At 34.6% G+C, this 25787-nt stretch carries 31 protein-coding genes; 2 read left to right on the top strand and 29 right to left on the bottom strand.

Going from position 1 to position 25787, the window contains the following annotated elements:
• Window positions 1–15: 15 nt before the first annotated feature.
• Genes DESTER_RS06220 through amrB form a run of 9 tightly spaced genes read right to left on the bottom strand, consistent with a single transcriptional unit; the run spans window position 16 to window position 6982 of the window.
• Window positions 16–522 carry a YqhA family protein gene (locus tag DESTER_RS06220; RefSeq protein ID WP_013638800.1) on the bottom strand — a complete coding sequence of 169 codons (507 nt, stop codon included), beginning with the start codon at window positions 520–522 and terminating at the stop codon, window positions 16–18.
• Window positions 522–1895 carry an ArsB/NhaD family transporter gene (locus DESTER_RS06215; protein ID WP_013638799.1) on the bottom strand — a complete coding sequence of 458 codons (1374 nt, stop codon included), beginning with the start codon at window positions 1893–1895 and terminating at the stop codon, window positions 522–524. Before DESTER_RS06215 ends, DESTER_RS06220 begins: the two co-directional genes overlap by 1 nt.
• A complete protein-coding gene (locus DESTER_RS06210; RefSeq protein ID WP_013638798.1) occupies window positions 1895–3457 on the bottom strand; it encodes a DNA repair protein RecN in 1563 nt (520 codons plus the stop codon). Before DESTER_RS06210 ends, DESTER_RS06215 begins: the two co-directional genes overlap by 1 nt.
• Window positions 3458–3460: 3 nt before the next feature.
• Window positions 3461–4045 (bottom strand): ribosome biogenesis GTP-binding protein YihA/YsxC, encoded by a 585-nt coding sequence (gene yihA, locus DESTER_RS06205; RefSeq protein ID WP_013638797.1) that lies wholly within the window; start codon window positions 4043–4045, stop codon window positions 3461–3463.
• Window positions 4045–4605 carry a peroxiredoxin family protein gene (locus tag DESTER_RS06200; protein WP_013638796.1) on the bottom strand — a complete coding sequence of 187 codons (561 nt, stop codon included), beginning with the start codon at window positions 4603–4605 and terminating at the stop codon, window positions 4045–4047. Before DESTER_RS06200 ends, yihA begins: the two co-directional genes overlap by 1 nt.
• A 1-nt stretch (window position 4606) precedes the next feature.
• Window positions 4607–5533 carry a thioredoxin-disulfide reductase gene (gene trxB / locus DESTER_RS06195; protein ID WP_013638795.1) on the bottom strand — a complete coding sequence of 309 codons (927 nt, stop codon included), beginning with the start codon at window positions 5531–5533 and terminating at the stop codon, window positions 4607–4609.
• Window positions 5534–5535: 2 nt separating this feature from the next.
• Window positions 5536–5862: a thioredoxin gene (gene trxA / locus DESTER_RS06190; RefSeq protein ID WP_013638794.1), complete on the bottom strand. Its 327-nt coding sequence runs from the start codon at window positions 5860–5862 to the stop codon at window positions 5536–5538.
• The gene (locus DESTER_RS06185) at window positions 5862–6134 is read right to left on the bottom strand and encodes an ArsR/SmtB family transcription factor (RefSeq protein WP_013638793.1); all 273 of its coding nucleotides are present in this window, start codon (window positions 6132–6134) and stop codon (window positions 5862–5864) included. The genes trxA and DESTER_RS06185 overlap by 1 nt, the downstream gene beginning before the upstream one ends.
• A gap of 44 nt (window positions 6135–6178) precedes the next feature.
• Entirely contained in the window at window positions 6179–6982 is an 804-nt protein-coding gene (gene amrB, locus DESTER_RS06180) for an AmmeMemoRadiSam system protein B (RefSeq protein ID WP_013638792.1), read from the bottom strand.
• Window positions 6983–7061: 79 nt separating this feature from the next.
• Between amrB and panD the strand changes: the two genes are divergently transcribed.
• Window positions 7062–7442 (top strand): aspartate 1-decarboxylase, encoded by a 381-nt coding sequence (panD, locus tag DESTER_RS06175; RefSeq protein WP_013638791.1) that lies wholly within the window; start codon window positions 7062–7064, stop codon window positions 7440–7442.
• Window positions 7443–7480: 38 nt separating this feature from the next.
• Here the strand turns inward: panD and DESTER_RS06170 are convergent, their stop codons facing one another.
• From DESTER_RS06170 to DESTER_RS06125, 10 genes are all read right to left on the bottom strand, one after another.
• Window positions 7481–8578, bottom strand: a complete 1098-nt coding sequence (locus tag DESTER_RS06170) for an inositol-3-phosphate synthase (RefSeq protein WP_013638790.1) — start codon at window positions 8576–8578, stop codon at window positions 7481–7483.
• Window positions 8579–8962, bottom strand: a complete 384-nt coding sequence (locus tag DESTER_RS06165) for a hypothetical protein (RefSeq protein WP_013638789.1) — start codon at window positions 8960–8962, stop codon at window positions 8579–8581.
• Window positions 8959–9687: a tol-pal system protein YbgF gene (gene ybgF / locus DESTER_RS06160; protein WP_013638788.1), complete on the bottom strand. Its 729-nt coding sequence runs from the start codon at window positions 9685–9687 to the stop codon at window positions 8959–8961. Before ybgF ends, DESTER_RS06165 begins: the two co-directional genes overlap by 4 nt.
• The gene (locus DESTER_RS06155; RefSeq protein ID WP_013638787.1) at window positions 9687–10763 is read right to left on the bottom strand and encodes an NAD(P)H-dependent flavin oxidoreductase; all 1077 of its coding nucleotides are present in this window, start codon (window positions 10761–10763) and stop codon (window positions 9687–9689) included. Before DESTER_RS06155 ends, ybgF begins: the two co-directional genes overlap by 1 nt.
• Complete coding sequence (locus DESTER_RS06150) at window positions 10760–11254, bottom strand: 2-thiouracil desulfurase family protein (RefSeq protein WP_013638786.1); 495 nt, start codon at window positions 11252–11254, stop codon at window positions 10760–10762. The genes DESTER_RS06155 and DESTER_RS06150 overlap by 4 nt, the downstream gene beginning before the upstream one ends.
• Window positions 11247–12458, bottom strand: a complete 1212-nt coding sequence (locus tag DESTER_RS06145; protein WP_013638785.1) for a M16 family metallopeptidase — start codon at window positions 12456–12458, stop codon at window positions 11247–11249. The genes DESTER_RS06150 and DESTER_RS06145 overlap by 8 nt, the downstream gene beginning before the upstream one ends.
• Window positions 12458–13105, bottom strand: a complete 648-nt coding sequence (gene purN / locus DESTER_RS06140) for a phosphoribosylglycinamide formyltransferase (protein WP_013638784.1) — start codon at window positions 13103–13105, stop codon at window positions 12458–12460. Before purN ends, DESTER_RS06145 begins: the two co-directional genes overlap by 1 nt.
• Window positions 13102–14136, bottom strand: a complete 1035-nt coding sequence (gene purM / locus DESTER_RS06135; protein WP_013638783.1) for a phosphoribosylformylglycinamidine cyclo-ligase — start codon at window positions 14134–14136, stop codon at window positions 13102–13104. The genes purN and purM overlap by 4 nt, the downstream gene beginning before the upstream one ends.
• Window positions 14133–15113, bottom strand: a complete 981-nt coding sequence (locus tag DESTER_RS06130; protein ID WP_013638782.1) for a 3'-5' exoribonuclease YhaM family protein — start codon at window positions 15111–15113, stop codon at window positions 14133–14135. Before DESTER_RS06130 ends, purM begins: the two co-directional genes overlap by 4 nt.
• Before the next feature lie 96 nt (window positions 15114–15209).
• Window positions 15210–15407, bottom strand: coding sequence for a hypothetical protein (locus DESTER_RS06125; RefSeq protein ID WP_041737480.1), 198 nt, complete (start codon window positions 15405–15407; stop codon window positions 15210–15212).
• 46 nt (window positions 15408–15453) lie between these two features.
• Here DESTER_RS06125 and DESTER_RS06120 point away from each other — a divergent pair, with 46 nt between their 5' ends.
• On the top strand, window positions 15454–16767 hold the full coding sequence (locus tag DESTER_RS06120; RefSeq protein WP_013638781.1) for an RNA-guided endonuclease InsQ/TnpB family protein: 1314 nt from the start codon (window positions 15454–15456) through the stop codon (window positions 16765–16767).
• Window positions 16768–16796: 29 nt separating this feature from the next.
• Here the strand turns inward: DESTER_RS06120 and DESTER_RS06115 are convergent, their stop codons facing one another.
• From DESTER_RS06115 to DESTER_RS06070, 10 genes are read right to left on the bottom strand one after another with little or no spacing between them, the layout of a single operon-like run.
• Entirely contained in the window at window positions 16797–17144 is a 348-nt protein-coding gene (locus tag DESTER_RS06115) for a DsrE family protein (RefSeq protein ID WP_013638780.1), read from the bottom strand.
• A 31-nt stretch (window positions 17145–17175) separates the two neighbouring features.
• A complete protein-coding gene (locus tag DESTER_RS06110; RefSeq protein ID WP_013638779.1) occupies window positions 17176–18591 on the bottom strand; it encodes an NADH-quinone oxidoreductase subunit N in 1416 nt (471 codons plus the stop codon).
• Window positions 18592–18594: 3 nt separating this feature from the next.
• Window positions 18595–20052 (bottom strand): complex I subunit 4 family protein, encoded by a 1458-nt coding sequence (locus DESTER_RS06105; RefSeq protein WP_013638778.1) that lies wholly within the window; start codon window positions 20050–20052, stop codon window positions 18595–18597.
• Between the two features lie 10 nt (window positions 20053–20062).
• On the bottom strand, window positions 20063–21892 hold the full coding sequence (locus DESTER_RS06100; protein WP_013638777.1) for an NADH-quinone oxidoreductase subunit 5 family protein: 1830 nt from the start codon (window positions 21890–21892) through the stop codon (window positions 20063–20065).
• A gap of 1 nt (window position 21893) precedes the next feature.
• Window positions 21894–22202 carry an NADH-quinone oxidoreductase subunit NuoK gene (gene nuoK, locus DESTER_RS06095; protein WP_013638776.1) on the bottom strand — a complete coding sequence of 103 codons (309 nt, stop codon included), beginning with the start codon at window positions 22200–22202 and terminating at the stop codon, window positions 21894–21896.
• The gene (locus DESTER_RS06090; RefSeq protein ID WP_013638775.1) at window positions 22203–22679 is read right to left on the bottom strand and encodes an NADH-quinone oxidoreductase subunit J family protein; all 477 of its coding nucleotides are present in this window, start codon (window positions 22677–22679) and stop codon (window positions 22203–22205) included.
• The gene (locus DESTER_RS08095; RefSeq protein ID WP_013638774.1) at window positions 22676–23185 is read right to left on the bottom strand and encodes a 4Fe-4S dicluster domain-containing protein; all 510 of its coding nucleotides are present in this window, start codon (window positions 23183–23185) and stop codon (window positions 22676–22678) included. Before DESTER_RS08095 ends, DESTER_RS06090 begins: the two co-directional genes overlap by 4 nt.
• Window positions 23186–23194: 9 nt before the next feature.
• On the bottom strand, window positions 23195–24139 hold the full coding sequence (locus DESTER_RS06080; protein WP_013638773.1) for a complex I subunit 1/NuoH family protein: 945 nt from the start codon (window positions 24137–24139) through the stop codon (window positions 23195–23197).
• Between the two features lie 8 nt (window positions 24140–24147).
• Entirely contained in the window at window positions 24148–25314 is a 1167-nt protein-coding gene (locus tag DESTER_RS06075; RefSeq protein WP_013638772.1) for an NADH-quinone oxidoreductase subunit D, read from the bottom strand.
• Complete coding sequence (locus DESTER_RS06070) at window positions 25314–25772, bottom strand: NADH-quinone oxidoreductase subunit C (protein ID WP_013638771.1); 459 nt, start codon at window positions 25770–25772, stop codon at window positions 25314–25316. Before DESTER_RS06070 ends, DESTER_RS06075 begins: the two co-directional genes overlap by 1 nt.
• Window positions 25773–25787 lie beyond the last annotated feature (15 nt).

Below are 25787 nucleotides of genomic sequence, written 5' to 3'. Positions count from 1 at the left end.
AGCCCCTTATCAATTTTAGTGGTCTTTATGACTGAAGTAGAGTGCAAGTGCAAGCATAAGGACACCTGCTGCAAGATAAAGAGTTTCAACAGGTGTTTCATACTTTATATGAATTGAGTATTTAAAAAAAGTGACAATTAAAACCATTAAGACAACTCTACCTAATTTTCCTTTTAAATCATCTAGACTATGAATAGCAAGTAATTTCGAATGTCCTTCTCCTTCTGCTTCGTCTATTTTGCTTATAAAAAGTTCATAAAGACCAAGAGAAAATATAATTAGAACGGTAGCGATAAGATATAGATCAATAGCACTTATTATGGCACCTACAAGAAATCCATGGTCTTCTGATGTAATATGGAAGTGGTTTTTAAAAAGATGTTTTATTGGTTCGTATATTTCAACAGAAGCAACAATGAAAAGACTTAAAGCAGCAAAAAGAGAAAAAATTACAGCCAATATTACCATCCATCTTGAACGCCATAAGATTCCTTCAAAGACTCTTTCTAAGAGTTTTAACATTAAATTCCTCCAAAGATGGCATGTTCTATGTAGAATAAAACGAGTGCAACTACAACTGTTACAATAGCTACAGGAGTTCCATATTTCATAAATTTAAAGAAATCTATTTTGTACCCGTTTCTTTCAGCTATATCTGCAGTAACAATATTTGCAGAAGCTCCAATTAAAGTTAGGTTACCACCAAGACATGCTCCAAGAGATAAAGACCACCAAAGAGGATCCATAATACTTCCCATTTGAGCTTCCATTCCTTTTAGGACATAAGCCATGGACATAGTGAATGGAATGTTATCAACAAATCCTGATATTATTGCAGAAGTAAAGCCAACTATCAGAATACCTTGATGAATGTTATTTCCAATTTCCTTTATGAGCCAATTTGCTGCAGTTTCGAAAACTCCGTTAACTTCAAGAGCTCCAACGACCATAAATAAGCCCATGAAAAAGATAAGAGTAGTCCACTCTACTCTTTCAAGTATCCAAGCGGGAGAAAGTCCGCTAACAAGTGCTAAGATTGTAGCCATCAGAATGGCTATAACTCCCGGTTCAAGTCCCAAGTTATGGCCAACTATAAATAAGATGATAGTTATGATGAAAATAGTTACAGATTTTTTCATAAGTTTTCTGTCAAGAAGTGATTCATCAACTTTTCCAGAAAGAATTTCTTTTAATTCCTCTTGAGAGGCTTTTGCTTGTAAAAATCCGCCCTTTGCCATCATAATGTGCATAACAATAAGCCCAAGAATGAATGCAATAATTGCATAAGGAGCAACTTCTATAAGGAAATCGTTGAAAGTCTTCCCTGCAATACTTCCAATAATTATGTTTGGAGGATCACCAATAAGTGTAGCAGTACCGCCGGTATTTGAAGCAAGAACGATAGCTATAAGGTAAGGGATTGGATTGAGTTTTAATTTCTCAGCAATGTTAATCATTACAGGTGCCATGAAAAGAACTGTTGTAACGTTGTCAAGAAATGCTGAGAAAACTGCTGTTAAAAGAGAAAAAACCCAAAGTACTTTTGTTGGAGAACCTTTGGTAAGTTTAACTGCTTTTGCTGCAACAATATGGAAGAAACCGCTTTTACCCATAACTGTAACAATGTTCATCATTCCAAAAAGAAGGAGAATGGTATTTTGATCTATTGCTTCCCAAGCTTTTTCAGGAGTGATAACACCGATAACAAGAACTAAAGAAGCTCCAACTAAGGCTGCAATAGTTCTGTGGAAGAATTTTTCAAGTAAAATCATGGCGTAAGTTGCAACAAACAAAAGGACAGAAAGTTCAGCAAGTTCCGCTTTTGTTAAATGAATGTTAAATGCATGAAGTATTCCTCCTACTGCTTCATGACTGCTTTCCATTCCGTGACCCATCACTCCTCCCATCTATTTAAAAGATCTTCAGCTGCACTTAAACTTCCTTCAGTTATCCTTCCAGCAATCATTATAGCAATTTCTCTTTTCTTTTCTTCATCTGATAAAGTTTTTACAATGACTTCTCCTTTTTGGTCTTTTTCTACTTTGAAAACTTTATCTGCTGCTGCAAGAATTTGGGGAGAATGAGTTACAGCAATTATTTGTTGTTTTTGAGAGATTTTTCTTAGCTTTTCTGCAACCTTTGATAGCACTTTACCAGACATTCCTGAATCAATTTCATCAAAAACAATAGTTGTTTTTGAATCTGTAAAAAAAGTAAGAACAGAAAGGAGAAATCTTGAGAGCTCTCCACCAGAAATAGAACTAGATAGCAAAGAAAGAGGAAGTTTCGGATTTCCTGAAAATAGAAACTCCACAGAATCTTTACCTGTTGGTAAAAAGTCCTCTAATGGTTTAAGTTTTATTTCAAACCGTGCTGATTCCATACAAAGTTCAGAAAAAGAAGAAATCAAGTATTCTTTTAATTTTTCTGCTCCTTTTTTTCTAAGTTCAGAAATTTTGTTTGCCAAACTTTCAAGTTCCTTTCTTAATTCTTCTAAATCTCTTTGAACTTTTTCTACTTCGAAATCTAAATTTTCAAGAGCTTCTAATCTTCTTTCTATTTTTTTCAAGAATTTCTGAACTTCTTCGTAAGAGTTTCCATATTTTCTTTTCAACTTTTCGATTTCGTAAAGACGCTCTTCAACAGCTTCAAGAGAAATGTCTTCTTCTGGAATTACAAAAGACTTTTCTATTTCAGAATAGATATCTTCTATTTCATAGTAAACAGAGTTAAGTCTATTAAGAATTTCCTCTCCTACTCCAAGTTCTTCAAGTTCTCTGATAACTACTTCTATCTTTTCAAGAGCTGAATCTTCTCCATCATAAAGAAATCTTTTTGCAAGGCTTTTAAATCTTTTCACACTTTCAGATTTTAAAAGAACTTCCCTTAAAGCTAAGAGTTCTTCTTCCTCTCCTTTTTGAAAGTTTACACTTTTTATTTCTTCTATTTGAAAACGAAGAATATCTATTTCTCTATCCTTAGCAGACATTTCATCAAGTAGCTTTTTTAACTCTGTTTCCTTCTGTCTATAAAGCTCATAAATCTTTTTATACTCTTTAAGAAGAGGAGTTACTATTGAAAATACATCAAGGAGTTTTAGTTGATAGGAAGGTTTTAGTAGTTCTATTGATTGCCTTTGAGATTGAAAAGTTATTAGAGAAAAAAGCTTTTTTTCCACTAAATTTTGTGGCACTCTCATTCCATTCAAAAAGTATCTGGAGCGTCCATTTTTTATTTCTCTTCTTATAAAGATTTCTTCTCCTTGGACATTAAAAACTGCTTCAACAAAACTACCTTCAAAAACAACATTACTTTTTTTACCTTTAAGAAACTCTATGGAACTAAGAAGAAGAGATTTACCTGCTCCAGTTTCTCCTATTATAACGTTAAAGCCTTGAGAAAATAAAAGTTCTGCCGATATAGAACCAAAAGACGAAAGCCTAAGTTCTTCTATCATCTCTTATGCTTCTAAGAGTCTCTCTATTCTTTTTAAAACTTCTACTCTACCTTCTCTTGTCTTTGAAGAAAAAGGAATAATTTCTAAATTTTTATCTTTTAACCCTTCTTCTACCTTTCTTTTTAATTTCTGTTTTTCAGAGGACTTTAGTTTATCAACCTTTGTTGCAACAACAACGTATGGAATTCCGAAAAAGTCAAGCCAATCTTTCATTTGTTTATCTTTTTCTGTAGGTCCAACCTTTGAGTCAACTAAAAGGAAAACGCCTTTTAATGTATCTCTTTCTTTTAAGTATTTTTCTATTAGGTCTCTCCAGCGTTTTTGCTCTTTAAAAGGAACCTTTGCAAAACCATATCCTGGAAGATCAACCATAAAGAATTTGTCGTTTATTAAATAAAAGTTAACGGAGCGAGTTTTTCCTGGTTCAGAGCTTACCTTTGCAATTTTGTAGTTATTTACAAGCGTATTTAACAAGGAAGATTTTCCTACATTTGATCTTCCTACAAAAGCTACTTCTTTATATGGAGTTTGGGGTAACTCCTCAGGAGCATAAACTGTTTTGTAAAGTTTAACCTTCTTTATCTTCATCACTTCTCTTCTAAAAGCTCTTTTACTGCTTTTTCAAAAAGAGAGTCATACTGTGGAATGTAACCAACGTTGTAGTACCTTATGTATCCTTCTTTATCTATTATGAATGTTTGAGGAATTGAATCCATTCCCGTAATTTTCCCTGCATAGTTTTCCCATGCTTTTTCATTAGAAGCAACAACTGGATAAGAAATATTCATTTCTTCCACAAACGGTTTAAGTTTTGACGAAGGTTCACCAATATAGTCAACTGAAAGACCTATAACCACTACCTTTCCATTGTACTCTTTATAAAGTCTATTTAAAAATGGTATTTCTGCTTTGCATGGAGAACAATAAGTTCCAAAAAACTGAAGAACAACTACCTTTCCCTTATAATCAGACAATTTTATAGGTTTCCCATTAACATCAGTAAAACTAAAGTCAAAAGCCTTAATGCCGTTTTGGCTGGTAGAAGTTTCTTCTGTTTTAACCTTTTGAGGCTCTTGATTTTTATCTTTTTCGCAGCTAAAAGAAAAAGCAAGAGAAAATGCTAATCCTATGAGTAAGAGCTTTTTCATCTTAGCCTTCCTTTTCTTCTAAGAATTTTGCAGCAGACATAGCTGCAGTTGCACCATCTGCTGTAGCCGTAACCACTTGTTTTAAAGGTTTATGCCTAACGTCTCCTGCTGCAAAGAGTCCAGGAGTTTTTGTCTTCATTTCTTCATCAGTAATAATAAATCCTTTTTCGGTTGTTTCTACAAGATGTAAAATAGGAGCAACATTTGGTTCATTACCAATAAAAATAAAAATACCATCAACAGGTAGTTCAGTGATTTCTCCTGTTTGGGTATCTTTTAAAGTAAGAGATTCTACAAATTGCGTTCCGTTGATAGAAACTACTATCTTGTTAAGAATAGGTTCTATTTTTTCATTCTTCTTTACTCTATCCTGGATCAATTTCACTGCTCTGAATTTATCTCTTCTATGGATTAGATAAACTTTACTTGCAAACTTTGTTAGATAAAGTGCTTCTTCAAGAGCAGAATCTCCTCCACCAACGACCGCAACTATTCTATCTTTGAAAAAAGCTCCATCACAAACAGCACAATAAGAAACTCCTCTTCCTACAAATTCAGCTTCTCCAGGAATATTTAGCTTCTTTGCAGTAGAACCTGCTGCCCAAATAAGAGTTTTTCCTTTTAATTCTTTGTTTTCAGTTTTAATGTTAAAGAGCTCTCCATCAAAATTAACAGCTATTACAGGTTGTGAATTTTCTATAAGAGTTCCAAACTTTTCTGCATGAATCCTTAGCTTTTCTGAAAGTTCAAAGCCACTTATTCCGTCATAAAAACCAGGATAGTTTTCAATAAACTCAGTAATTAGTAGCTGACCTCCTGGTAGCATTTGGTCAAGAATGATAGTTTTTAGTTGTGAGCGACCAGCGTATATGCCAGCAGCCAGTCCTGCCGGACCGGCTCCAACAATGACTATATCCCAAATCTTCATGGTTACTCCGTAAGAACTCTTTCTATCATGCTTTCAAAAACTGCTTTTGGCTGAAGACCGACTTTAACGTCTGCAACATCTCCATTAACAAAGAGCATCACAGTTGGAATACCTCTAATACCATATTGCATAGCAAGCATTGGAAGTTCGTCAGTATTAACTTTGAAGACCTTTACTTTTCCAGCATATTCTTCTGAGAGCTCTTCAATTGTTGGAGCAAGCATTCTACATGGACCACACCATGGAGCCCAAAAATCGACGAGCACAGGAACATCTGAAGAAAGTACTTCTCTTTCAAATTCTTCCATAGACTTAATTTCCTGAGCCATTATTTTACCTCCTCAGATAAAAGTTTTATCACTTCGACTGCTCTTGGATCTTCTATCTTGTAGCAAGTCTTAACACCCTCTTTTCTAAATGAAATGATTCCAGCACTTTTTAATATATTAATGTGCTGGGAAACAGTCGGTTGAGGGATCCCAAGCTCCTGCCATATTTCTTTTACGCATTTTTCTCCATCACTAAGATACTTTATAATCTTAACTCTTGTCGGATGTCCAAGCGCTTTAAGTATCTCGGCTACTTTTTCACAATCTGTCAATTCTTTACCTCCACGTAAGTTATGGGTGAAAAATTGTATCATAATTAATATATGATTATTCCAGCATATCCAACAACTTGAGAATAATCTCCGGTTATATCTCCTGAAGTTCTATACATAACAAGTTCAGCATTATTTGCTCCTAAGAGTTTAGAGGCTATAAGTCCAATAGTTGCAGGAATTACACCGCACATGGAAATGTTATAGGTAAATACTCTTTTATAGAGTTCTTCTGGATTAAGACTCAGTATGGCATCGATAGCTAAGGAATCGTACTTTTCAGCTTCTGATTGGGAAATATAATGAGAAAAGTCTGTACTTATAACTATTAATCCATTGTCTTCTTCTAAAACTTTAGCCAAAACTTCACCTGCTTTTATGCAATCACTGTATGATATGTATTTGTAAGTTATTGGAACAATTGAAAGATCTTCTCTATAGCCTGAACAATACTGTAAAAAAGGAAGCTGAACTTCTAACGAGTGTTCATAAATATGTGCTGCGGTATCAGCTTCAAAGGGAGAATTATTTAAAAGTTTAGAGGTTATATGTTCATTTATAGGGATCTCTCCAAGTGGGGTTATCCATATACCAGAAGGATAAACAGATACGGATTTCCCTAAGCCTGTATGATTAGGACCCATAATAATGTTAAGAGATGGAATTTCGACTCTACTATAAGTTTCACCAGCCACTTTTCCAGAATAGATATATCCGGCATGAGGAACAATGATGGCTTTTGCATCTACCTTAGGAATATTATTTCTACAAAATGACTCAAGGTAAAGTTTTAATTCTTCTGAATTTCCTGGGTAAAACTGCCCTGCAACCGCTGGATACCTAACCATCCTCCCCTCCTTCTTACCACACAATCTTCTTTGTTAAACATATATTTACTTTTGACAAATTTCCATCGAGGTGGGAAGAATGAAGAGAATTATGTTTAAATCAAAAATTCACAGAGCTACAGTAACAGGAGCAGACTTGGATTATGAGGGAAGTATAACCATAGATTTGGAACTAATGAAATTAGCCGATATTCTTCCTTATGAAAAGGTTGAGATATATAATGTTACAAATGGAGAAAGATTTTCAACCTATGTAATTCCCGGAGAACCTGGAAGTGGGGAAATCTGTCTTAACGGTGCTGCTGCAAGGAAAGTTCAAAAAGGAGATAAGGTTATAATCGTTACCTATTGTGAACTTAACGAAGAAGAAATTAAAGAATTTTCACCTACTGTTGTGTTAGTTGATGAGGAAAATAGACCTGTAAAAGTTACAAAAACTTCTGGTGGTCTTTTAGTTTAAAAATTTTAATCCCCCCTTTCAAAGGGGGGGATAGAAAATTATCTTTCAATTTCTCCTTTTATAAACTTATCAACGAGTTCTTTTGCTTTCCAGTCAGGATACTGAATAGGTGGATGTTTCATAGTATAAGAAGAGATAGAGTAAAGAGGTCCTCCTATTCCTCTATCTAACCCTACTTTAGCACATCTAATGGCATCAATTGCAGAACCTGCACTATTTGGAGAATCTTCAACAGAAAGCTTCAATTCGATGAACATAGGAACATCACCAAAGAGTCTTCCTTCAAGTCTAATGTAGGCTATTTTGTTATCTTTAAGCCATGGGACATAGTCACTGGGGCCTATATGAATGTTATCGTTATCCATAGGATGTGGTATCAAAGATCTTACAGCTTCTGTTTTTGAAACTTTCTTTGTTTTTAATCTTTTTCTCTCTAACATGTTAAGGAAGTCTGTATTTCCACCAAAATTAAGCTGATAGGTTCTATCTATAGGCACTCCTCTATCGCTCATTAAGTTAGCAAGAGCTCTATGAGTAATAGTTGCTCCGACTTGAGACTTTATGTCATCTCCAACAATTGGAAGTCCTTTTTCTTTGAATTTTTTAGCCCATTCTTCATCAGAAGCTATAAAGACAGGAATACAGTTAACAAATGCACATCCAGCCTCAAGAGCACACTGTGCGTAGTAGCGCGTAGCTTCTTCAGAACCAACAGGAAGATAGTTAACGACTACTTCAGCACCACTTTCTTTAAGCACTTTTGCTACGTCAACAGGTTCTTTATCAGCAGGAACAAATCTTTGATCCTCGGGATAGTCAAGCATGTGTTCTGCAAAGCCATCCATTAATGGTCCCATTTGAACTTCAACATCCATTTTTGGAACATCTGGATAGAAAACAGTAGTACAGTTAGGTTTTTCAAATATTGCTTTACTCAAATCCTTCCCAACTTTTCTTGCGTCTATATCAAAAGCTGCAACTACCTCTATGTCCCAGGGTTTGTATCCTCCAATGTCATAGTGCATAAGTCCGGTAATTTCTTCCTCTTTTTTATTTTGATAATAATAAATACCTTGAATAAGCGAACTTGCACAGTTCCCTACCCCTACTATCGCTACCTTTACCTTTTCAGACATTTACTCTCCTCCTTTTCTATACTTATCAGCAAGGAGTTTAAACTCCTTTATTTTACTATCAATTTCACTCAATATTTTTTCCATTTCTGACACAATTTGAGGAAATTTTTTGGCTAAACTTTCAACAATTTCCTGTATGATTTTCTCTCTTTCTTCTTCTGAAAGATAAGGCTTATTCTTTAAAGCATCCTCAATCAAGGCCATTTCTAAAAGACCTAAAGTGACAAGAAGAGGATTTAGTTCATCTGCTTTAAATCTTTGCTTTAAAAAGTTTTCAACTTGCTCATAGTTACCATCTGGACGGAATTTAGAAAGTTCAAGGTTAAGCCAAAGATCAGCGGCTCTATATGCAAGTCCTTTAATAGCTCTATTGTCTATTTTCATTTTTCTATCTCCATAAGTTTTGCTTTTGCTATACCTGCTTCAGGTGTGTTAGGATATTTTTCTATAACCTGTTGAAACATCTCTTTTGCTTTATCTAATTCTCCCATTCCTTTATAGGAAAGAGCAAGCTTTAACATTGCTGCAGGCACTTTATTTCCATTAGGATACTTTTCAATAACCTGTTTAAAGTAATTAGCTGCTGTTTCGTAATCGTTGTGAGAGTAGTAAATTTCACCTATCCAGTAAAGAGCGTTATCGGCAAGGGGACTATCAGGATACTGTTCAACAAGTTTTTCAAACGTAGACTTTGCTGTTTCAAGATCACCAGCTTCCATTGAGTTAAAAGCCTGTTTGTAAAGATCTTTATCAGAAACTTGAATTACTATTTGTTGTTCTTCTGTTTTTTCTTCATTGGAAGAAGGAGAACTAGGAACAGTCGGAGATACCGATGGAGATGGTACAGTTATAGAGGATACCGTTTTTTCTACATCTTCCAGTTTTCTTTTAAGCTCGAAAATCTGTTGTTCGTTTTCAGCTGATTTATCCTCAACTTGTGAAATTCTACTTTCAAGAGATGAAACTTTTCTTGAATTTAGTTCCACTTTTGTCTTAATAAGATCTATTTCTTTTTTTAGTTCTAAAATTCCTGTGTTAACAGGTTGTTGATTTTGAGCACAACTAAAGAACAAAAAAGAAAATATCGGAAAAATTAAAAATTTTCTCATTAATCACCTCCAAAATTAAGATTCTTCTTTTCAAGCTCACTTTTACATTCTTCAATTAGTTCTTTTACAAGCTCATCAACATGGTATATTCTATTAACTCTTCCAACGTTGCTTCCAGCAAAAACAAGTCCGTTTTCTACATCACCATTTACAGACTTTAAAAGGACATCAGCGATACAGTAAATAGAATCAGGACCTGAACACATTTTAAGACAATTGTAAGGACAAGAATGAGGTATCTTTCCTTCCTTTTCAAGCCCTTCAGTAAATGGATTTTTTACTGCATGTGCTGGCATTCCTACAGGACTCTTTATATAGATAGAGTCTTCAGGTTTAGCTTTTATTATATAATCTTTAAATTCGGGAGCAGCATCACATTCATAGGTTGCTATAAATCTTGTTGCAATTTGTATTCCTTTTGCTCCAAGTTCAAAAGCTCTTGCCATGTCTTTTCCATCAAAAATACCACCAGCAGCAATAACAGGGATGTTCTTCACTGCTTTTACTATCTTAGGAAGGGTATCCCAAATACTATCCATTGTACCAAGGTGACCACCGGCTTCTCCACTTTCGACAATTACGGCTGCTGCCCCTAATCTTTCTGAAAGCATTGCTCCCTTAGGAGTTGCAACTATTTCTATAAGTGGCATGTCGAAAAGATTGCAAATCTTAAATACATCTTTTCCAAATCCTGCCCCTTGAATTATCAGATCAGCTCCTGCATCAATAGCAGTCATTAATAGCTCATAAAAGTGAGTAAGAGCATACATTATATTAACGCCAATGATTCCATTGGGAGCTAACTCCTTTGCTTTCTTTATTTCTTCTGCTAACTCCCAAGCGTAGTGATAAGGCTTGAGACCTAAGCTTTCAACTTCTATCCCTTTACAGGTGGTCTTTTTAGGTTTTGAACGATCCTTTTCGTGAAGAAGAACTGCAGAAATAACTCCTATTCCACCTGCATTTGCTACGGCAGCAGCAAGTTTATGGAGCGAAACTCTTGCTCCCATTCCACCTTGAATTATTGGATACTTTGGTTTTAAGTTCTTGATTTTTAGTTCGGGTAACCTACTCATCCAAGCTCCTCTATGATTTTTTCTATGTCTTTTTTATCTTCGGAACTAATAATTTTAAACCTTTTTTCTTTTAAAAGTGCAGCAGTTACGCCCATTCCATCTTTAAGTTGATCAACTTCAAATTTATAGATTTTCTTTACTCCGCAAGATGGACTTTTTTCTTTTAATATACACGCAATAACCTTATCTTTTAAGAGTTCTACTACATAAAGAGTTTCATAAGCTCCTTTTAAAAAGTTCTTTGTTACATCTTTTGGGGTTCCTTTAACAGTCAAAACTTTTGCAGTTCCACTTAAAACATCTTTTCCGTCTTTGCCTAAAATTTTAGCAGGGGGTCTTGGAGTAGGAAGACCTCCAAGCTGTTCAGGACAAACTGGTATTACCTTACCTTTTTTAAAGGCTTCTACAAGTGGCTCATATCTATTATTTCCACCACTATACTTACAGTTAAATCCTATAAGACAAGCACTAACAATTAAAAGTTTATTCATCTTTGACAACCACCATGTGATAAGGTTCAGAAGAAATTTTTTCTGCAACATCTAATAAATTAGAGAAGGAAACTTCCTCTACTAGATCAAGAATTTGAGAGTCAAAAGAGCTACTTTTTCCTAAAATTTCCCAAAGTCCGGAATACCATGCTTTTTTCATTCTCGTTTCATGGTCAAGTTCAAAATTTCCTCTGAAAAACTGTTTTGCTCTATTTAAAGCTTCCTTAGTTATAAGATTAGGTAAGTTTTCCTTTAAGTTTATAAGAGCTCTTTTTACTTCTTTTTCCTTTTCAGGTGAAGTTCCTATATAAAAAAAGAGTCGTCCTGAGTTTTTTCTTGTTGGGAAAATAGAACCAGTAGAGTAAGCAAAACCTTTCCTTTCTCTTAATTCTTGAAAGAGGAGAGAACCAATACCTTCACCTAAAAGAGTATTAAAGAGCTTATAAGAAAGGAAATCCTTTTCTGAAATAGAAGGAGCATTCACTGCAAGAATAATAAATACTTGTGAAGAACCTTTTCTTTTTACTTCAACTTCTTCTATATTTTCAATTCTCTTCGAGAAATGTTGAAGTTTTCTTAATTTTTTAGTTTTAATTTTCTCTAAAAGCTTCAGAATGCCTTCTGCATCTTTTATCTTTCCACAGAAGGAAAAAACAGTTCCTTCCGGCACAACAACTTTCTTAAATTGATTGCGGATGTCTTCAAGAGTTAATGGTTTAACTGTCAACTCTTCTCCATAGGGTAGCTTTTCATAAGGAGTTCCGTTATAAGTCAAAGAAACCATCTTTTCATAGGCAAGCGAAAAAGAATTCTCTTTTCTTGATCTTATAGCTGCCAAAAGAGACTCTTTTTCTACTTTAAAACTTTCTTCTGTAAACCCAGGTTCTTCAATTACCTCTTGGAAAAGTTTAATGTAATTTTCTAAACCTTCAGTAATTATTTGAAACTTAATGAAAGAGTAATCGCTTGAGACATCAGGAATGAAGGGAGTACCAAACTGTTCTTGAATTTTTGCAAATTCTAAGGAGCTCCTTTTTAAGGTTCTTTTAAAAGCTGTTTTTAGAGAAAGAATAGTAATTCCCGCTTTTAACTTGTCTTCAATAGATGCTCCGCCTGGTAGAAAAATTGTACAGGCTAAAATATCAAGATTATTAACTTCTTGAAAGATGACCTTCAATCCGTTTCTAAGCTTAAACAGTTTCATCAGAAATCCTCTAAAGCAGGAACTATTGGTAAAGTGGAATAATTAGCATTTTTTACTATTACACTTCTCCCTTTAATTTCTATCCTGCCGTCGACAAACCATTTAACAGCTTGAGGATATATTCTATGTTCAAGCTCTAAGACTTTTTGAGACAAAGAAGATGAAGTATCCTGAGGAGATACAGGAACTACTGCCTGAACTATTATTGAACCTGTATCTATTCCATTGTCAACAAAATGAACAGTAGCTCCTGTAACTTTTACTCCATATTTAATAGCTTTTTCATGTGGTTTTAAACCAGGAAAGGAAGGAAGAAGTGCAGGATGAATGTTCATTATTTTGTTTGGAAAACTTTCTATAAAAACTTCTGAAACAATTCTCATATATCCTGCTAAACAGACTAAATCAACCTGTAAATGTTTTAAAATAGAAACTATTTTCCTGTCGTAATCCTCTCGAGAAGAATAACCATATGGATCAACATATATCCAATTAACTCCTAATTTTTCTGCCCTTTCTATGGCTCCAATGTTCTTTCTATCAACTATAAGAACAGCTATTTCTCCACTTATTTTTCCTGACTTAACAGCTTTAGCTATAGACTCAAAGTTAGAGCCTCTACCAGATGCTAGAACAGCAATTTTCATTGGATAATTACCTTTCCTGTTCCTTTTCTTATTTCTCCTATTCTATAAACTTTTTCTCCTGCGTCTGTTAATAGTTTTTCTGCTTTTTCAATATTTTGAGAAGAAACAACAATACAAAGACCAATACCCATATTAAAGGTTTTAAACATTTCTTCTTCTACGATGTTTCCCTTCTTTTGAATGAACTCAAAAATTGGAAGTACTTCCCAGCTTCCTTTTTTAATGACAGCATCAACAGACTTTGGAAGAATCCTTACAAGATTTCCAGGAATACCACCACCTGTAATATGAGCAATTCCCTTAACTTCTACTTCTTCAAGAAGCTTCAAAACAGGTTTTACGTAGATCTTTGTAGGAGTTAAAAGAACTTCATAAACTTTTTTATCCAACTCTTTAATATACTCATCAATTTTTAGTTCAAGAATTTCAAAGAAAAGTTTCCTTACTAAAGAGTAGCCATTACTATGAATTCCTGAAGATGCAAGTCCTAAAACAACATCTCCTGGTTCTATTTTCTCTCCTGTGATGTACTTTTCTTTATCAACAATTCCAACGACAAAACCGGCAAGGTCGTATTCACCTTCAGGATAAAAGTCTGGCATTTCGGCTGTTTCTCCACCTATTAAAGAACAGCCGGCAATTTCACATCCTTTTGCTATTCCTTTTACTACATCAGCTGCTGTATCAACAGAAAGCTTGCCAGTTGCAAAGTAATCAAGGAAAAATAGAGGTTTTGCTCCAACTGTAAGAATATCGTTAACACACATTGCAACTAAATCTATTCCAACAGTATTGTGAACATTTGCCATTTGGGCTACTTTTAGTTTTGTTCCTACACCGTCTGTTCCAGAAACAAGAACTGGTTCTTTATAACCTTTTGGAAGTTTATATCCAGCACCAAATCCACCTATTCCTGCAAGAACGTTTTCGTCAAATGTCTTTTTGGCAAAAGGTTTAATCTTATCGACAAGCTTTTCTCCTGCTTCTATATCAACTCCAGCATCCTTGTAAGTTAAGCTCTTCTTTTTCATTTTTCCTCTCCATAGTTAAAATTTCCATCAAAGAAAATAGGTACTTCGAAAGCAAAATGTCTTCTTGTCCATCCTTTATTTGTACCCAGTTCTCTTTCTATATGCTCCTCAAAACCCTTTACTCTTGAGTCGAGTGCATCAGCATATGCAAGAGTAACTGCTTCTAAAGTTTTAGGCTTCTTAGGAGAACCGTGTTCATATTCTCCGTGATGAGAAAGTATACAGTGAAGAAGTTTTACTTTAAGATCATGAGGAAATCCTTCTATTTCATCTATTTTTTTCGTTACCATCTCACAGCTCATATAAAGATGTCCAAGAAGAATTCCTTCAGTGGTTCTTGAAATTGTCACGTCAATTTCGTATTCATAAACTTTTCCTATGTCGTGTAGTATAGCTGCACAAATAAGAAGATCTCTATCAATGCTTTTAAACCGTTTTGCCACAGTTTCGCAAATCTCTACAACTCCAAGTGTATGTTCTAAAAGTCCACCTATACAAGCGTGGTGAATAGTTTTACCTGCTGGAGCTTTTAAAAATTTTTTAACAAATGAATCATCATAAAAAAAGTTTTCTAAAAGTTTCTTTAGGAATGGGTTTTCTATACTATCAATAACCTCAAGAAGAGAGTTAAATTGTTCCTCTATACTGAAACGACTTTCAGATATGAATTTTTTCGAATCAAATTCTTTTGAATCAGCCTTTCTAATTTCTTTTAACTTTGGTTGAACGCTTTGCTGGAAATGCTCTACATGACCAACTACAAAAACAACATCTCCTCTTTGAAATATTGTCAGATCAGCATCTTTGGGTGGTTTCCACCACAAAGCAGGAATCGTTCCTGTTTTATCAGATAAGATAAGCTTTAAATAGGGTTCTCCCGTTCTATGTTTTTTTATTTCTACGTGTTCTATAAAGAAGAAACCTTCAAATTCAGTTCCAACTGGTAAAGAACATATCTCCCTTATATAAGTGTCCACAATTTCTCCCTTTAGGTTTTTGTAGCAAAATTATAAACCATTAAGGGCTTTCAACAGAAAAAGCTTAATTCCAGTAGATAGAACTCAAGAAAATTTTCACGATTTCCTCCGCAGGATACTCTCCTCTTTAGAGGAGAGAGGAATGCGGTTATCTTCTTCTAACACTTTCTTTATAACCTCGTTCAAGTGCTGATTGATAGACCTATAACCTTTGTCTATCAACCACTTTTTGTATTCCTTGAAAACTTCTTCTTCTACTCTAATAGTAGTCTGAACATACTTTTTCTTGGTCATACTATTACACCTTGACATCATAATTTCTGAGAATAAATTAATCTTTATGAAGCGAATAGTCAAGGTCAAGCTATATCCTACGAAAGATGAGAAACGGAAGTTAAAAGAAATTCAGTTAAGGTGCAGTTATCTCTACAACCGTTTTAATTACATCCTAAGACAGCAGTATTTCTCCTTTGGAAAAGTCAAAGTTACTGATGGAATTCTCTACAAGTTAGCTAAGGGCTTACCAGAGTATAAAGCTCTCCCTTCAGACATAGCTCAGGAAGTTTTAAAGAAGCTATTAGAGGACTGGAAGTCGTTTTTAAAGCTAAAGAAACAAAAAGAAAAAGGAGAACTACCTCCACACATAGAAAAGGTAAATCCTTCAAAATACAAAAAAGACAGGAAAAGAAACTTAACTCTTCCTATGGACATCTACATTAAGACAGACAGGAGCTACCGTTTAGGGAATTACTCTTTTGAGATGACAGTTCCGAAAGATTTAAGCAGAAAAAGACTAAAGATTAGAGCTAAGTATTCAGTCTCTTATGAAAACATTAAAGGTTTTGGTAGAGCTGAAATCTTCTATAAAGCTGGGGAGTGGTGGTGTTATATATCTGTTAATCTTCAGAATTCCGAAACCAAACCAGTAGGAGAAAAGACAGCAGGGATAGACTTTGGGATTCGTAACTTCCTGACACTTGCAGTGGAAACAGATAAAGGGATAGAAGTTTTCCAGTTTAAAAGCAGAGAGCTTATCAAAGACTACAAAAGATGGAACAGGAAGATAGCTAAGTATCAGTCTCTCCTTAACAGAAGTGGAGCTTATACTTCAAAGAGACTCCAAAAACTATACGTTAAAAGAGATAGGAGATTAAAGCAGTCAATTAACTCAATGCTCAATCGTGTTGTAGAAATCTGTATTTCAAGAGGAGCTAAAGAAGTTTATGTAGGAAACCTAACAGGGATTAGAGAAGACAAAAACTTTGGAAAGCTTAATATTCTCCTACACAACTTCTGGGTAAGAGCTTATGTAACGAAAAGACTTGAAGAAAAGCTAACCGAAGCTGGAATCGGACTTAAACCGATTCCAGAATACAATACAAGCTCAAGGTGTTTTAAGTGCGGTAGTTCTGTCAAAAGACCTCATCAACATTACGTAATCTGTCCAAAGTGTGGAAAACTGAATGCAGACCTAAACGGAGCAGTTAACATATTGAAGAGAGGGAAGAAACTTTCCTCTCTTAAAATTATCTCTTTCTACCACTTTAAGTGGGTTAGAGGGAGAGTGAGCAGTTGGATGCCCGTTGTGACGGGACAAGCTGATAAACCAGCTTGTAGTCTCCTTTTGGAGACTACGAAATCCCTCTCATTTTAATTTAATGAGGGGTAGTTTAGACGTGTTTTTTAAGGTTTAATATAGGCACAACCTTCTTTTTGCAATCGGATTAATTCTACAACTCCAGCTGGTACTATTTTGCAAAATTCTAAAAGTTCATCAGGTCTAATATTTTGCTTACGAAGCGAGTTGTTACACAACAAAAATTTAACACCTATATCGGAAAGTTTTTTCATTCTATCTATGTATTTAGCAGCATTTTCTTTTTTGAGTAGCTTAACTGAAGTACCATTTGCTACTACATAGATAGATATATCCTTAGCAGGAATTTCTTTTAATAGATTTTCGATGTTATTAAGTGTCATAAGAAGTTTTTTTTCTTCAGAATCAATATGAAAAACAACTTTTGCTTTCATTATTTTTTTCCTCCTTTAAATATTATTATAATCAAAAATCCAATTTTGAAATAAAGTTAGCTGAAGCATTAATAACCGGATTGATCCATATTCCGAAAATGATTAAAAATATTGCCATAATGGTGAGAGGTATAAGAATTAGATTTTTATCAGGAGGATTATTTAGAGGTTTTTCTATTTTAGGTTCTTCAAAGTACATCTGTTTTGCAATCCAAATGTAGTAAGCAACAGAAAAAGCACTATTTAAAAGACCTATAACTGCAAGCCAAACCATTCCAGCATTAACGGCTGCTGTAAAGACGAATACTTTGCTGATAAATCCAGCCATCGGAGGAACACCTGCTAAAGAAAATAGAAATATTAAAAAAAGAGCTGCAAGTAAAGGTTCTCTTTTTCCAAGACCTTTATAATCGTCCATAGTTTTTGCTCCCCAAAGATAAAGAAAGACTGCAAAACATAAGAAAGCAGCCGTTTTCATGAAGATGTAAGCAACTGAATGATAAAGAATACCCGTTACGCTAATAGGAACTGAAAGGGCTGCAAAAGCAATAAGAGTGTAACCGGCATGAGCAACAGAAGAATAAGCAAGGATTCTTGATACTCTTTTTTGAGCAAGAGCTAAAAGATTACCAACTGTCATTGTGATTGCTGAAATTAGTGCAAATATGAAAGTTAGATTTTCAGAAATAGGTGGCAGTGCTTCGTAGATAACTCTCATAAGTGCAATAAATACAGCACTTTTGGAAATACCTGTTAAGATTGCAGCTATCTTAGGACAGGTTCCATCATAAACATCGGCTCCCCAAAAATGGAAGGGAAAAGCAGTTATTTTGAAAGCAAATCCAGCTAGAATAAAAATAGTAGCAAGTAAAACTAGAGGGTCTTTAAAGAGCTCTCTCGATAAAACATTAAAATCAAAGCTTCCTGTAAATCCATAAAGAAGAGATATTCCAAAAAGCATTGTTCCAATAGCTAAAGCTCCATTAAAAAAGTACTTAATTCCGGCTTCTATAGATTTATCACTAAAAGTAAAGAGAACCATTAAATATGTTGGCATTGCCATTAATTCCATAGAGATAATAAGGGAAATGAAGTTAGTGCTGGAGATGAGAAAAAGAGCTCCTGCGGTGGAAATAATGAGAGCTCCTATTAACTCATTAACAAACTTATCCTTGTTAGTAGTCCAGTAAATAACAAGCATAGTCATCCATGAAGCAACAAGTATAAATAGACCTATTAGTTGAGCTACGCTATCTGTAACGAAGAAAGAAGTCAGAACTTTCTTCCCTTCTCCTGAAAATAAAATCAGGAAACTGGCAAGAACGTAACCAATACTGGAAATAATGGCTCCTAAATTTCCAGATATTCTAAAAATTCTATTGATAACAGGTAGAAAAGCACCTGTAAGAGCTAATATTAGTATTCCAGCTAAAAAGTTAATATTCACCTGCTACCCCCTATTTAGATTAAAGAGCTGAGCAAAAGCATCTACTACAGGATTGTAAAGGTTAAAGACTAAGGAAGGAACAATACCAATAACTATAAAAGCTACAATGTACATTACTAAAGGAATGTTTTCTATTAGAGGTAACTCTTTTAATGATTTCAAATCCTTAAAGCACTCTTTGAGTGGACCAAAAACTGCTCTTTGGAGCATCCACATAAAAAATCCTGCACTAAGAGCGCTAGCAAGAGGAACAATAATCATTATCCAGCCGTAATAATCAAAAGCTGCAATCACTACAGTTATTTCACCAATAAAACCAGCCGTTCCGGGAAGTCCAACAGCAGCAAGAACTCCAATAACAAACATTGTCATAAGACCAGGAATTTTTTTCATTAGACCACCAAGTTCTGAAATGTACCAGGTGTGAGTTTTGGAGTGAATATAACCGGCAATCATGAAAAGGAGAGATATAATGAGAGCGTGACCTACCATTTCGTAGATAGCTGCTGAGATTCCAGCAGCAGTTATTGCAGACAGCCCTAAAAGAACAAATCCCATGTGGTTGATACTGGAGTATGCAACCATTTTTTTGATATGGTCTTCAGCAAGAGCTCTAAAGCCTGCATAAAAAATTGTCAAAACTGCAATAAATGCCATTAGTGGAGCAAAAAATTTTGATGTTTCAGGTAACATGAATATTTCCCATCTAAGAAGACCATAAGCTCCCATCTTAAGAAGAAGTCCCGCAAGAAAAACGGAAATTGGAGAAGGAGCTTGAACATGAGCATCTGGAAGCCATGTATGAAATGGAACAACAGGCATTTTTACAGCAAAGCCAATAAACATGAGTACCCATACGAGTTTAGCTATGCCGGGCTCAAGATTTACACCAAAAAGATTTGTGAAATCAAAGGTATGTGTATTTAGGAAAAGGATAATGATTCCTAAAAGAAGGAAAATACTTGCAAGATGTGTATAGATAAAGAACTTCATAGCAGCATATATACGGTTTTCTGCTCCCCATATACCTATATGAAAAAACATTGGAACAAGAGTAAACTCCCAAAATATAAAGAACCACAGTAAGTTAAGTGAAGTAAATACTCCGACCATTGGGCCTAAAAATATTAATACTAAAAAAAAGTAAGCTCCTGGTTTTTCTACATTCCAAGAAGAAAGTGTTACAGTAATTGCAAGGAAAGCTGTAACTGAAAGAAGAATTAAAGATATACCATCTACTGCTAGATGAAGATTGAAATCAAAGGGAGGATAAATTTTGTAAAACTCTTCAAAAGCAAAACCTTTATTAGGATAATTAAGTAAAAGATATATAGTACTCAGACCTAAAAATATTCCAATTGAAAGAGATAAATATTTAGGAATACTTTTATTGATTTTCTCCCCAATATAGGCAAATGGAGCTGCCAAGATAGGTACAAGTATCATGCTAAGAAGAATCATTTATTCCTCCTCATATTGCAAGAATAATTAAAGAGAGTACTATTAGACCAGCTACAAAGTAGGTAAGGTAGTGAATTAAATTACCAGTTTGTATTTTTCTACCTTTTTCCCAACAAACTAAAGCAAATTTTGCAGTTCCATTTACAGCTCCATCAATAACATTGGTATCAATCCATTCGATAGCTTTAGCGATGGAACCGTAAAAAATATTTTTGCACGTCCATTTAATAGCGTCATCTATTAGCCAACCTTTGTAAAAAAAGAAGTTAACAGCTGAACCAATTGGATGTGCAAGAAACTTTTCAGTGCTAAATTTTTTCTTATAGTAGATTAAATAAATAATTGAAAAAAGAATAAACATAACAACCATAGTTATCATAAATAAATTCATGTAAAAAGGTTCATGAACTTCTTCAAAGATGAAGTAAATAATTTTTTCCTTAAAAAAGGCAGTAATAAGAGTAAACGCTGCAAGAACATAAAGAGGAAACAGCATTACAGGATAAGCTTCTTTGGCATGTTTAGACCTTTCTGAAGGGTTACCAGTAAAGAGAACAAACCAAAGCCTAAAACCGTAAGCAACTGCCAAAACAGCTGAAACAAAAGTAAGACCAAAAATTACAGGATTTCCAAATCTATAGGATTCAGTAAGTATCCAATCTTTGCTAAAGAATCCATTAAAAGGAGGAATACCAGATAAAGCAAGAATTCCTATTAAGAATAGAAAAGCAGTTTGAGGCATGTATTTATAGAGACCACCTAATTTAAATGCATCTTTTGTATGGTGAGTCATATGTATGACAGCACCAGCTGCAAGGAATAAAAGAGCCTTAAAGATGGCATGGCTTGTAAGATGAAATATACCTGCGGCGACAGAACCTACACCAAGAGCAACGAACATAAGGGCTAAGTGCTCCATAGTAGAAAAAGCAAGAACTTTTTTTATCTCTTTGTGTACTAAAGCACCCGTTGCTGCGATGAATGCAGAAATTGCTCCTACAAAAGCAACGATAATTAGGGCATTAGAATAGTCAAAAAATGGAAACATTCTTGCAACGAGATAAACACCAGCATTAACCATCGTAGCAGCGTGAATGAGGGCAGAAACTGTAGTTGGTCCTTCCATTGCATCAAGAAGCCAAGGAAAGAGCGGAAATTGAGCGGATTTACCAATAGCTCCAATGAATATTAATATAGAAATTATGAAGCCTAGTTTTGCACTAAAAGCTCCTATAACACTTAAAGCATTAAGTTCTTGAAAGTTAACAGTTCCAAGAAAAACAAGAGAAACAATGATACCTGCTAACATAAAGACATCACCAAATCTTGTCATTACAAAAGCTTTTAAAGCTGCTTCTGCAGCGTTCTTTTTCCAGTACCAGTAGCCTATTAAAAGGTAGGAACAAAGACCTACTCCTTCCCAGAATATGTAAAGACCTATTAGATTGCTAACAAAAACAAGACCAACCATCGAACCAATGAAAAAGAGCTTTTCAAAATAATATCTGTGGGGAGATTCATCTTCTTCCATATAACCTTTAGAAAAGACTATGTCTAAGAAACCAATTCCTGTGGCAATTAAGACCATTAAAATGGAAAGAGTATCAACATAGATTCCAAGAGGAATTGAAAAATTACCAAATCGAAACCACTCAAACTCATGAGCTATTGGAGAATTTCCTATATTTAAAGCTATGTAACAAGAAGTTACGAAACCTATGGCTCCAGTGATAACTGCGACCCAAAAAGAATTCCATTTCTGTGTGAACTTTCCTACTATAAAAGCAAGTATGCTACCAAGGAAAAATATTCCAATTAAAGAGTAGACCCAAAATTCCATTCTACCACCTCAGGTTTTTTATTTTAGAGGGTATAACCTCTCCAAACCTTTTGTAAAAGACAATGATTATTGCAAGACCAACTGCTGCCTCAAGAGCTGCAAGGCCTATAGTGAAAAAAGTGAAAATCTGGCCGTCAAGATTTCTTTGAGCTGAGAATATGACAAAATTAAGGTTGGCAGCATTTATTATCATTTCAACAGAAAAAAGCATTCTGATTACGGACTTTTTTGACAAAAGTCCATATACACCAACAGCAAAGAGAGAAAACGATAAAAAAAGATAGGCGTGAATATCTGCTTCAAGTAACATTTATTCTGCCTCCCTCTTTTTTGAGATAATTGCATTAGCCATATAGAGAATTGCAGAAACTATAAAACCGAGAATAATTGTGAAAAATGAGTATTTTTCTACAAAAACTGTTCCAAGTACTTGAGTTGGATAAATTCTGTATGAAAAAGTATCTATGGCACTGAAAAATGAAACTGCTGTTCCAAGAATCAAGATTATTAAACTTAAAACTTTTGCTCCAACGGCTTTACTTTGTGGTTTTTTATAACTTTCTCCTATCATCATTATTGCAAACAGAACGAGAATGGTTACTCCTCCAGCATAAATGGCTAATTGAACTCCTCCAAGAACAGGCATTTCTATTCCGAAATAGACAAGTGCAATCTCTGAAAGAAGAACAACAAAAGCTATAGCTGCCCAAAGAAGAGATGTTGCTTCAAGTGCTACTATTGCAGATATAATGATTACTGCATAGATAATCCAAAAATAAATACTCATGATTGTTCTCCTTTTGTTTCCCTTTTTTCTAATGCTTCCTGCTTTTTCTTTTCTAACATTTCTTCCAGTTTTTTTGCTTTTTCTATTGCCTTTTCAAAATCTTCTGCTTCAAAAACATATTTTGAGAGATTGTCCCAAGTTCCAGGTTCTACGTACATTGCATAGATATCTGTAAGCTTTATAGCTTTTTCTGGTTTTGCAGGACATACATCTTCACAAAAGCCGCAAAACATACATTCGCTAGCTTTAACACGAGGTATAGCTCTTGGTTTTTTTACTCCTGTGGGAATCATTTCTATACACTTAACAGGACAGGTTCTTGCACATAGACCACAACCAATACAAATTGCTGCTTTTATAATATGTTTTCCCCTGTAGTGATAATCTCTTTTTATATCTTTATCCAACCAAACTTCCGTGGCTTTTGGTCTAAATACTGCTTTTGTTATTCTTATTAGCTTTTTAACTACTTCTGCAGGAATCTTAATTACATCTTTAAATTCCATGTTTTCTCCTTATGAAAGTAACATCTTGACAAAAATGATGAAAATAAGGTTAAGAAGAGCAAATGGAGTTAAAATTTGCCAACAAAATCTAAGCAATTGATCCATTCTTATTCTTGGTGTCGAAGCTCTTAAAACAAAAGTGAAAAAGTAAAGGACAAGTATTTTCAAGAGGAACCAAAATATTCCAGGTAGAAAAGGTCCCTTAAATCCTCCTAAAAAAAGTGTAACCGCAAGTGCATAAAGGCCAAAGAGCTCTATTAGCTTTGATAGAATTAAAAGTGCGTAGTTAAATCCTCCATATTCTGTAAGAAATCCATAAACAATTTCCTGCTCAGCTTCAGGAATATCAAAGGGAGGTCTGTCTGTAACGATTAATGTTGCTACCGTGAAAATAAAAAATGCTGGAAGTAGAACTAAAAAACTAAGCCAAGAGCTCTTTTCCACTATTTCTATATGATTGAGAGTTCCATAGAAAACAGCAGCCGCAAGAGCGGAAAGCCAGATAGGAATTTCACTGGATATCATCTGATTAACGACTCTTAATCCTCCAATGAAGGAATATTTACTCTTTGAAGCCCAACCCGCATAGAAAAAAATGGGTGGCATACTTGTAACTATTGCAAGAACAATCAAAAGATCAAAGCTTGTACTAACAACGTACGAGCTTTTTGAAAAGGGTATGAAAGCAATGATTATTGTAACCATCAAAAATGCGACAAAGGGAATGAGAGAATAAAGGAGTTTATTGGCTCTACGCTGAATAATAAACTCCTTTTGAAGAAGTTTGAAAACATCTGCTGTTGTTTGAAGGAGTCCCCATTTACCAACATAGTAAGGACCAGTTCTTAGATGGACATCTGCAAGAATTTTTCTCTCTAAGTAAAATATTAGTAGGAAAACAATTAAGAGGAATAAAAATCCCGGGAAGACAATTGCTTTAAACCAAGGTTCCATTTTTCCCCCTATCTGTCGATATCTCCATGACACATGTAAAGAGAAGCAAAAATTACTGGAACATCTGCTAGTTTAACTCCCTTTATCATTTCAGGCATAGCCCAAAGGTTGGCAAAAGAAGGAGCTCTCATCTTAAGTCTATAAGGACCAGTACCTCCATCGCTTACAAGGTGAAATCCAAAACATCCCCTTGCCCACTCAACGTTTACATAGGCTTCTCCTGGAGGGATTTTAATAGGAAATCGTACTTTGTATTCACCTTCTGGAAGTCCATCTATTGCTTGTCTAATTATCTTTACTGATTCTTTTAGCTCTTCAAACAAAACGCAGTAGCGCGCGTAAGAATCTCCATCTTTTTTTGTTACAACGTTAAAATCGAGTTCTCCATAGGCAGCATAAGGGTAGTCTTTTCTTATATCTGAAGCTATTCCAGATGCTCTTAATGCAGGTCCTGCAAGACCAATTTTAATAGCTTTCTCTTTAGGTATAACTCCCACCCCTTTAGATCTCATTTTTAAAGTAGGATTATCAATAAAGACTTCTTCATATCTTGGTATAAACTCTTTTTCAAGATAGTTAATTGCTTCTAACATTTTATCTATGAACTTTTTGGTAGGTTCATATCTAACTCCTCCAGGAACAATAGAGGAAGTTGCAATTCTTTGACCTGAATAAATTTCAAAAGAATCTAAAAACTTTTCTCTTGCAATAAGTGCCCATTGCATAGGCGTATTAACTCCCATAATTCCGACAAAACTACCAAGGCCTAAAAGATGACTAACAATTCTTCCTCCTTCACAAAGAATTGTTCTGATATAATTAGCTTTTTTAGGAATTTCTATCCCTGCAATTTTTTCCGCGGTTATAGAATAACCTGTCATTGTTCCAAAATCATCCATAAAACAGATTCTCTCCACATTAACGATAGCATTTATCCAGCTTCTATATTCAACAAGCTTCTCAAGAAGCCTAAAAACATATCCAATATCTGGATCTATCTTTACTACTTCATCTCCATCAATCCAAACCTTTAACCTCATAGGACCACTAGCTGGATGTTGAACTCCCCAGTTAAGCTGGAGTAACTTTTCCTGTAATAAACCTAAATCTTTGCCACTTACTTCTTTTCTTTCTTCTACTACAAAGGAGAATCCTAATTGAGATATATCAGCCATTATTTTTTCTCCTTGCGATGCTTCTCAAAATCATAAGATTTTCTTAAAGGAAATGTTCCCTTTGCCCATTCTGGTAAAAGCATAACTTCAAGCCTTGGATTTCCAACAAATTCAATACCGAACATTTCCCAAGCTTCCCTTTCATGTGGTTGTAAAGCTGGGAAAACATCACAGACGGAAGGAATAAAAAGTTCATCTTCCAATAAATTTACTCTTACAATTACGAATTTCTTCTCCTCTATATTTTCAATAATATAGTTTATTTGAAATCCTTCTCCTTTCGGTGTGTAATCAACAACAGAAATTGTATGAGGATAGTTAAATCCTGAATGTTTTAGAAATTTAAGGAAATCTTTTATCTTTTCTTTCTCTCCATGAACAAGCAATATGTTAGTGTCATAAGGTTCTGTTTTAAATCCAAATTCTTCCTGTATCCTTTCTTTTATATCTTCTAACATTTTTTCTCCTATGAA

The sequence above is a fragment of the Desulfurobacterium thermolithotrophum DSM 11699 genome (assembly GCF_000191045.1).
GTDB classification, from domain to species: Bacteria; Aquificota; Aquificia; order Desulfurobacteriales; family Desulfurobacteriaceae; genus Desulfurobacterium; species Desulfurobacterium thermolithotrophum.
This window is presented reverse-complemented; position numbering and strand designations above follow the sequence as displayed.

Bases quoted from the DNA above. Each gene is read 5' to 3' on its own strand.
- DESTER_RS06220 (WP_013638800.1), bottom strand. From the start codon at position 522: ATGTTAAAACTCTTAGAAAGAGTCTTTGAAGGAATCTTATGGCGTTCA.
- DESTER_RS06215 (WP_013638799.1), bottom strand. From the start codon at position 1,895: ATGGGTCACGGAATGGAAAGCAGTCATGAAGCAGTAGGAGGAATACTT.
- DESTER_RS06210 (WP_013638798.1), bottom strand. From the start codon at position 3,457: ATGATAGAAGAACTTAGGCTTTCGTCTTTTGGTTCTATATCGGCAGAA.
- yihA (WP_013638797.1), bottom strand. From the start codon at position 4,045: ATGAAGATAAAGAAGGTTAAACTTTACAAAACAGTTTATGCTCCTGAG.
- DESTER_RS06200 (WP_013638796.1), bottom strand. From the start codon at position 4,605: ATGAAAAAGCTCTTACTCATAGGATTAGCATTTTCTCTTGCTTTTTCT.
- trxB (WP_013638795.1), bottom strand. From the start codon at position 5,533: ATGAAGATTTGGGATATAGTCATTGTTGGAGCCGGTCCGGCAGGACTG.
- trxA (WP_013638794.1), bottom strand. From the start codon at position 5,862: ATGGCTCAGGAAATTAAGTCTATGGAAGAATTTGAAAGAGAAGTACTT.
- amrB (WP_013638792.1), bottom strand. From the start codon at position 6,982: ATGGTTAGGTATCCAGCGGTTGCAGGGCAGTTTTACCCAGGAAATTCA.
- panD (WP_013638791.1), top strand. From the start codon at position 7,062: ATGAAGAGAATTATGTTTAAATCAAAAATTCACAGAGCTACAGTAACA.
- DESTER_RS06170 (WP_013638790.1), bottom strand. From the start codon at position 8,578: ATGTCTGAAAAGGTAAAGGTAGCGATAGTAGGGGTAGGGAACTGTGCA.
- DESTER_RS06165 (WP_013638789.1), bottom strand. From the start codon at position 8,962: ATGAAAATAGACAATAGAGCTATTAAAGGACTTGCATATAGAGCCGCT.
- ybgF (WP_013638788.1), bottom strand. From the start codon at position 9,687: ATGAGAAAATTTTTAATTTTTCCGATATTTTCTTTTTTGTTCTTTAGT.
- DESTER_RS06155 (WP_013638787.1), bottom strand. From the start codon at position 10,763: ATGAGTAGGTTACCCGAACTAAAAATCAAGAACTTAAAACCAAAGTAT.
- DESTER_RS06150 (WP_013638786.1), bottom strand. From the start codon at position 11,254: ATGAATAAACTTTTAATTGTTAGTGCTTGTCTTATAGGATTTAACTGT.
- DESTER_RS06145 (WP_013638785.1), bottom strand. From the start codon at position 12,458: ATGAAACTGTTTAAGCTTAGAAACGGATTGAAGGTCATCTTTCAAGAA.
- purN (WP_013638784.1), bottom strand. From the start codon at position 13,105: ATGAAAATTGCTGTTCTAGCATCTGGTAGAGGCTCTAACTTTGAGTCT.
- purM (WP_013638783.1), bottom strand. From the start codon at position 14,136: ATGAAAAAGAAGAGCTTAACTTACAAGGATGCTGGAGTTGATATAGAA.
- DESTER_RS06125 (WP_041737480.1), bottom strand. From the start codon at position 15,407: ATGACCAAGAAAAAGTATGTTCAGACTACTATTAGAGTAGAAGAAGAA.
- DESTER_RS06120 (WP_013638781.1), top strand. From the start codon at position 15,454: ATGAAGCGAATAGTCAAGGTCAAGCTATATCCTACGAAAGATGAGAAA.
- DESTER_RS06115 (WP_013638780.1), bottom strand. From the start codon at position 17,144: ATGAAAGCAAAAGTTGTTTTTCATATTGATTCTGAAGAAAAAAAACTT.
- DESTER_RS06105 (WP_013638778.1), bottom strand. From the start codon at position 20,052: ATGATTCTTCTTAGCATGATACTTGTACCTATCTTGGCAGCTCCATTT.
- DESTER_RS06100 (WP_013638777.1), bottom strand. From the start codon at position 21,892: ATGGAATTTTGGGTCTACTCTTTAATTGGAATATTTTTCCTTGGTAGC.
- nuoK (WP_013638776.1), bottom strand. From the start codon at position 22,202: ATGTTACTTGAAGCAGATATTCACGCCTATCTTTTTTTATCGTTTTCT.
- DESTER_RS06090 (WP_013638775.1), bottom strand. From the start codon at position 22,679: ATGAGTATTTATTTTTGGATTATCTATGCAGTAATCATTATATCTGCA.
- DESTER_RS08095 (WP_013638774.1), bottom strand. From the start codon at position 23,185: ATGGAATTTAAAGATGTAATTAAGATTCCTGCAGAAGTAGTTAAAAAG.
- DESTER_RS06080 (WP_013638773.1), bottom strand. From the start codon at position 24,139: ATGGAACCTTGGTTTAAAGCAATTGTCTTCCCGGGATTTTTATTCCTC.
- DESTER_RS06075 (WP_013638772.1), bottom strand. From the start codon at position 25,314: ATGGCTGATATATCTCAATTAGGATTCTCCTTTGTAGTAGAAGAAAGA.
- DESTER_RS06070 (WP_013638771.1), bottom strand. From the start codon at position 25,772: ATGTTAGAAGATATAAAAGAAAGGATACAGGAAGAATTTGGATTTAAA.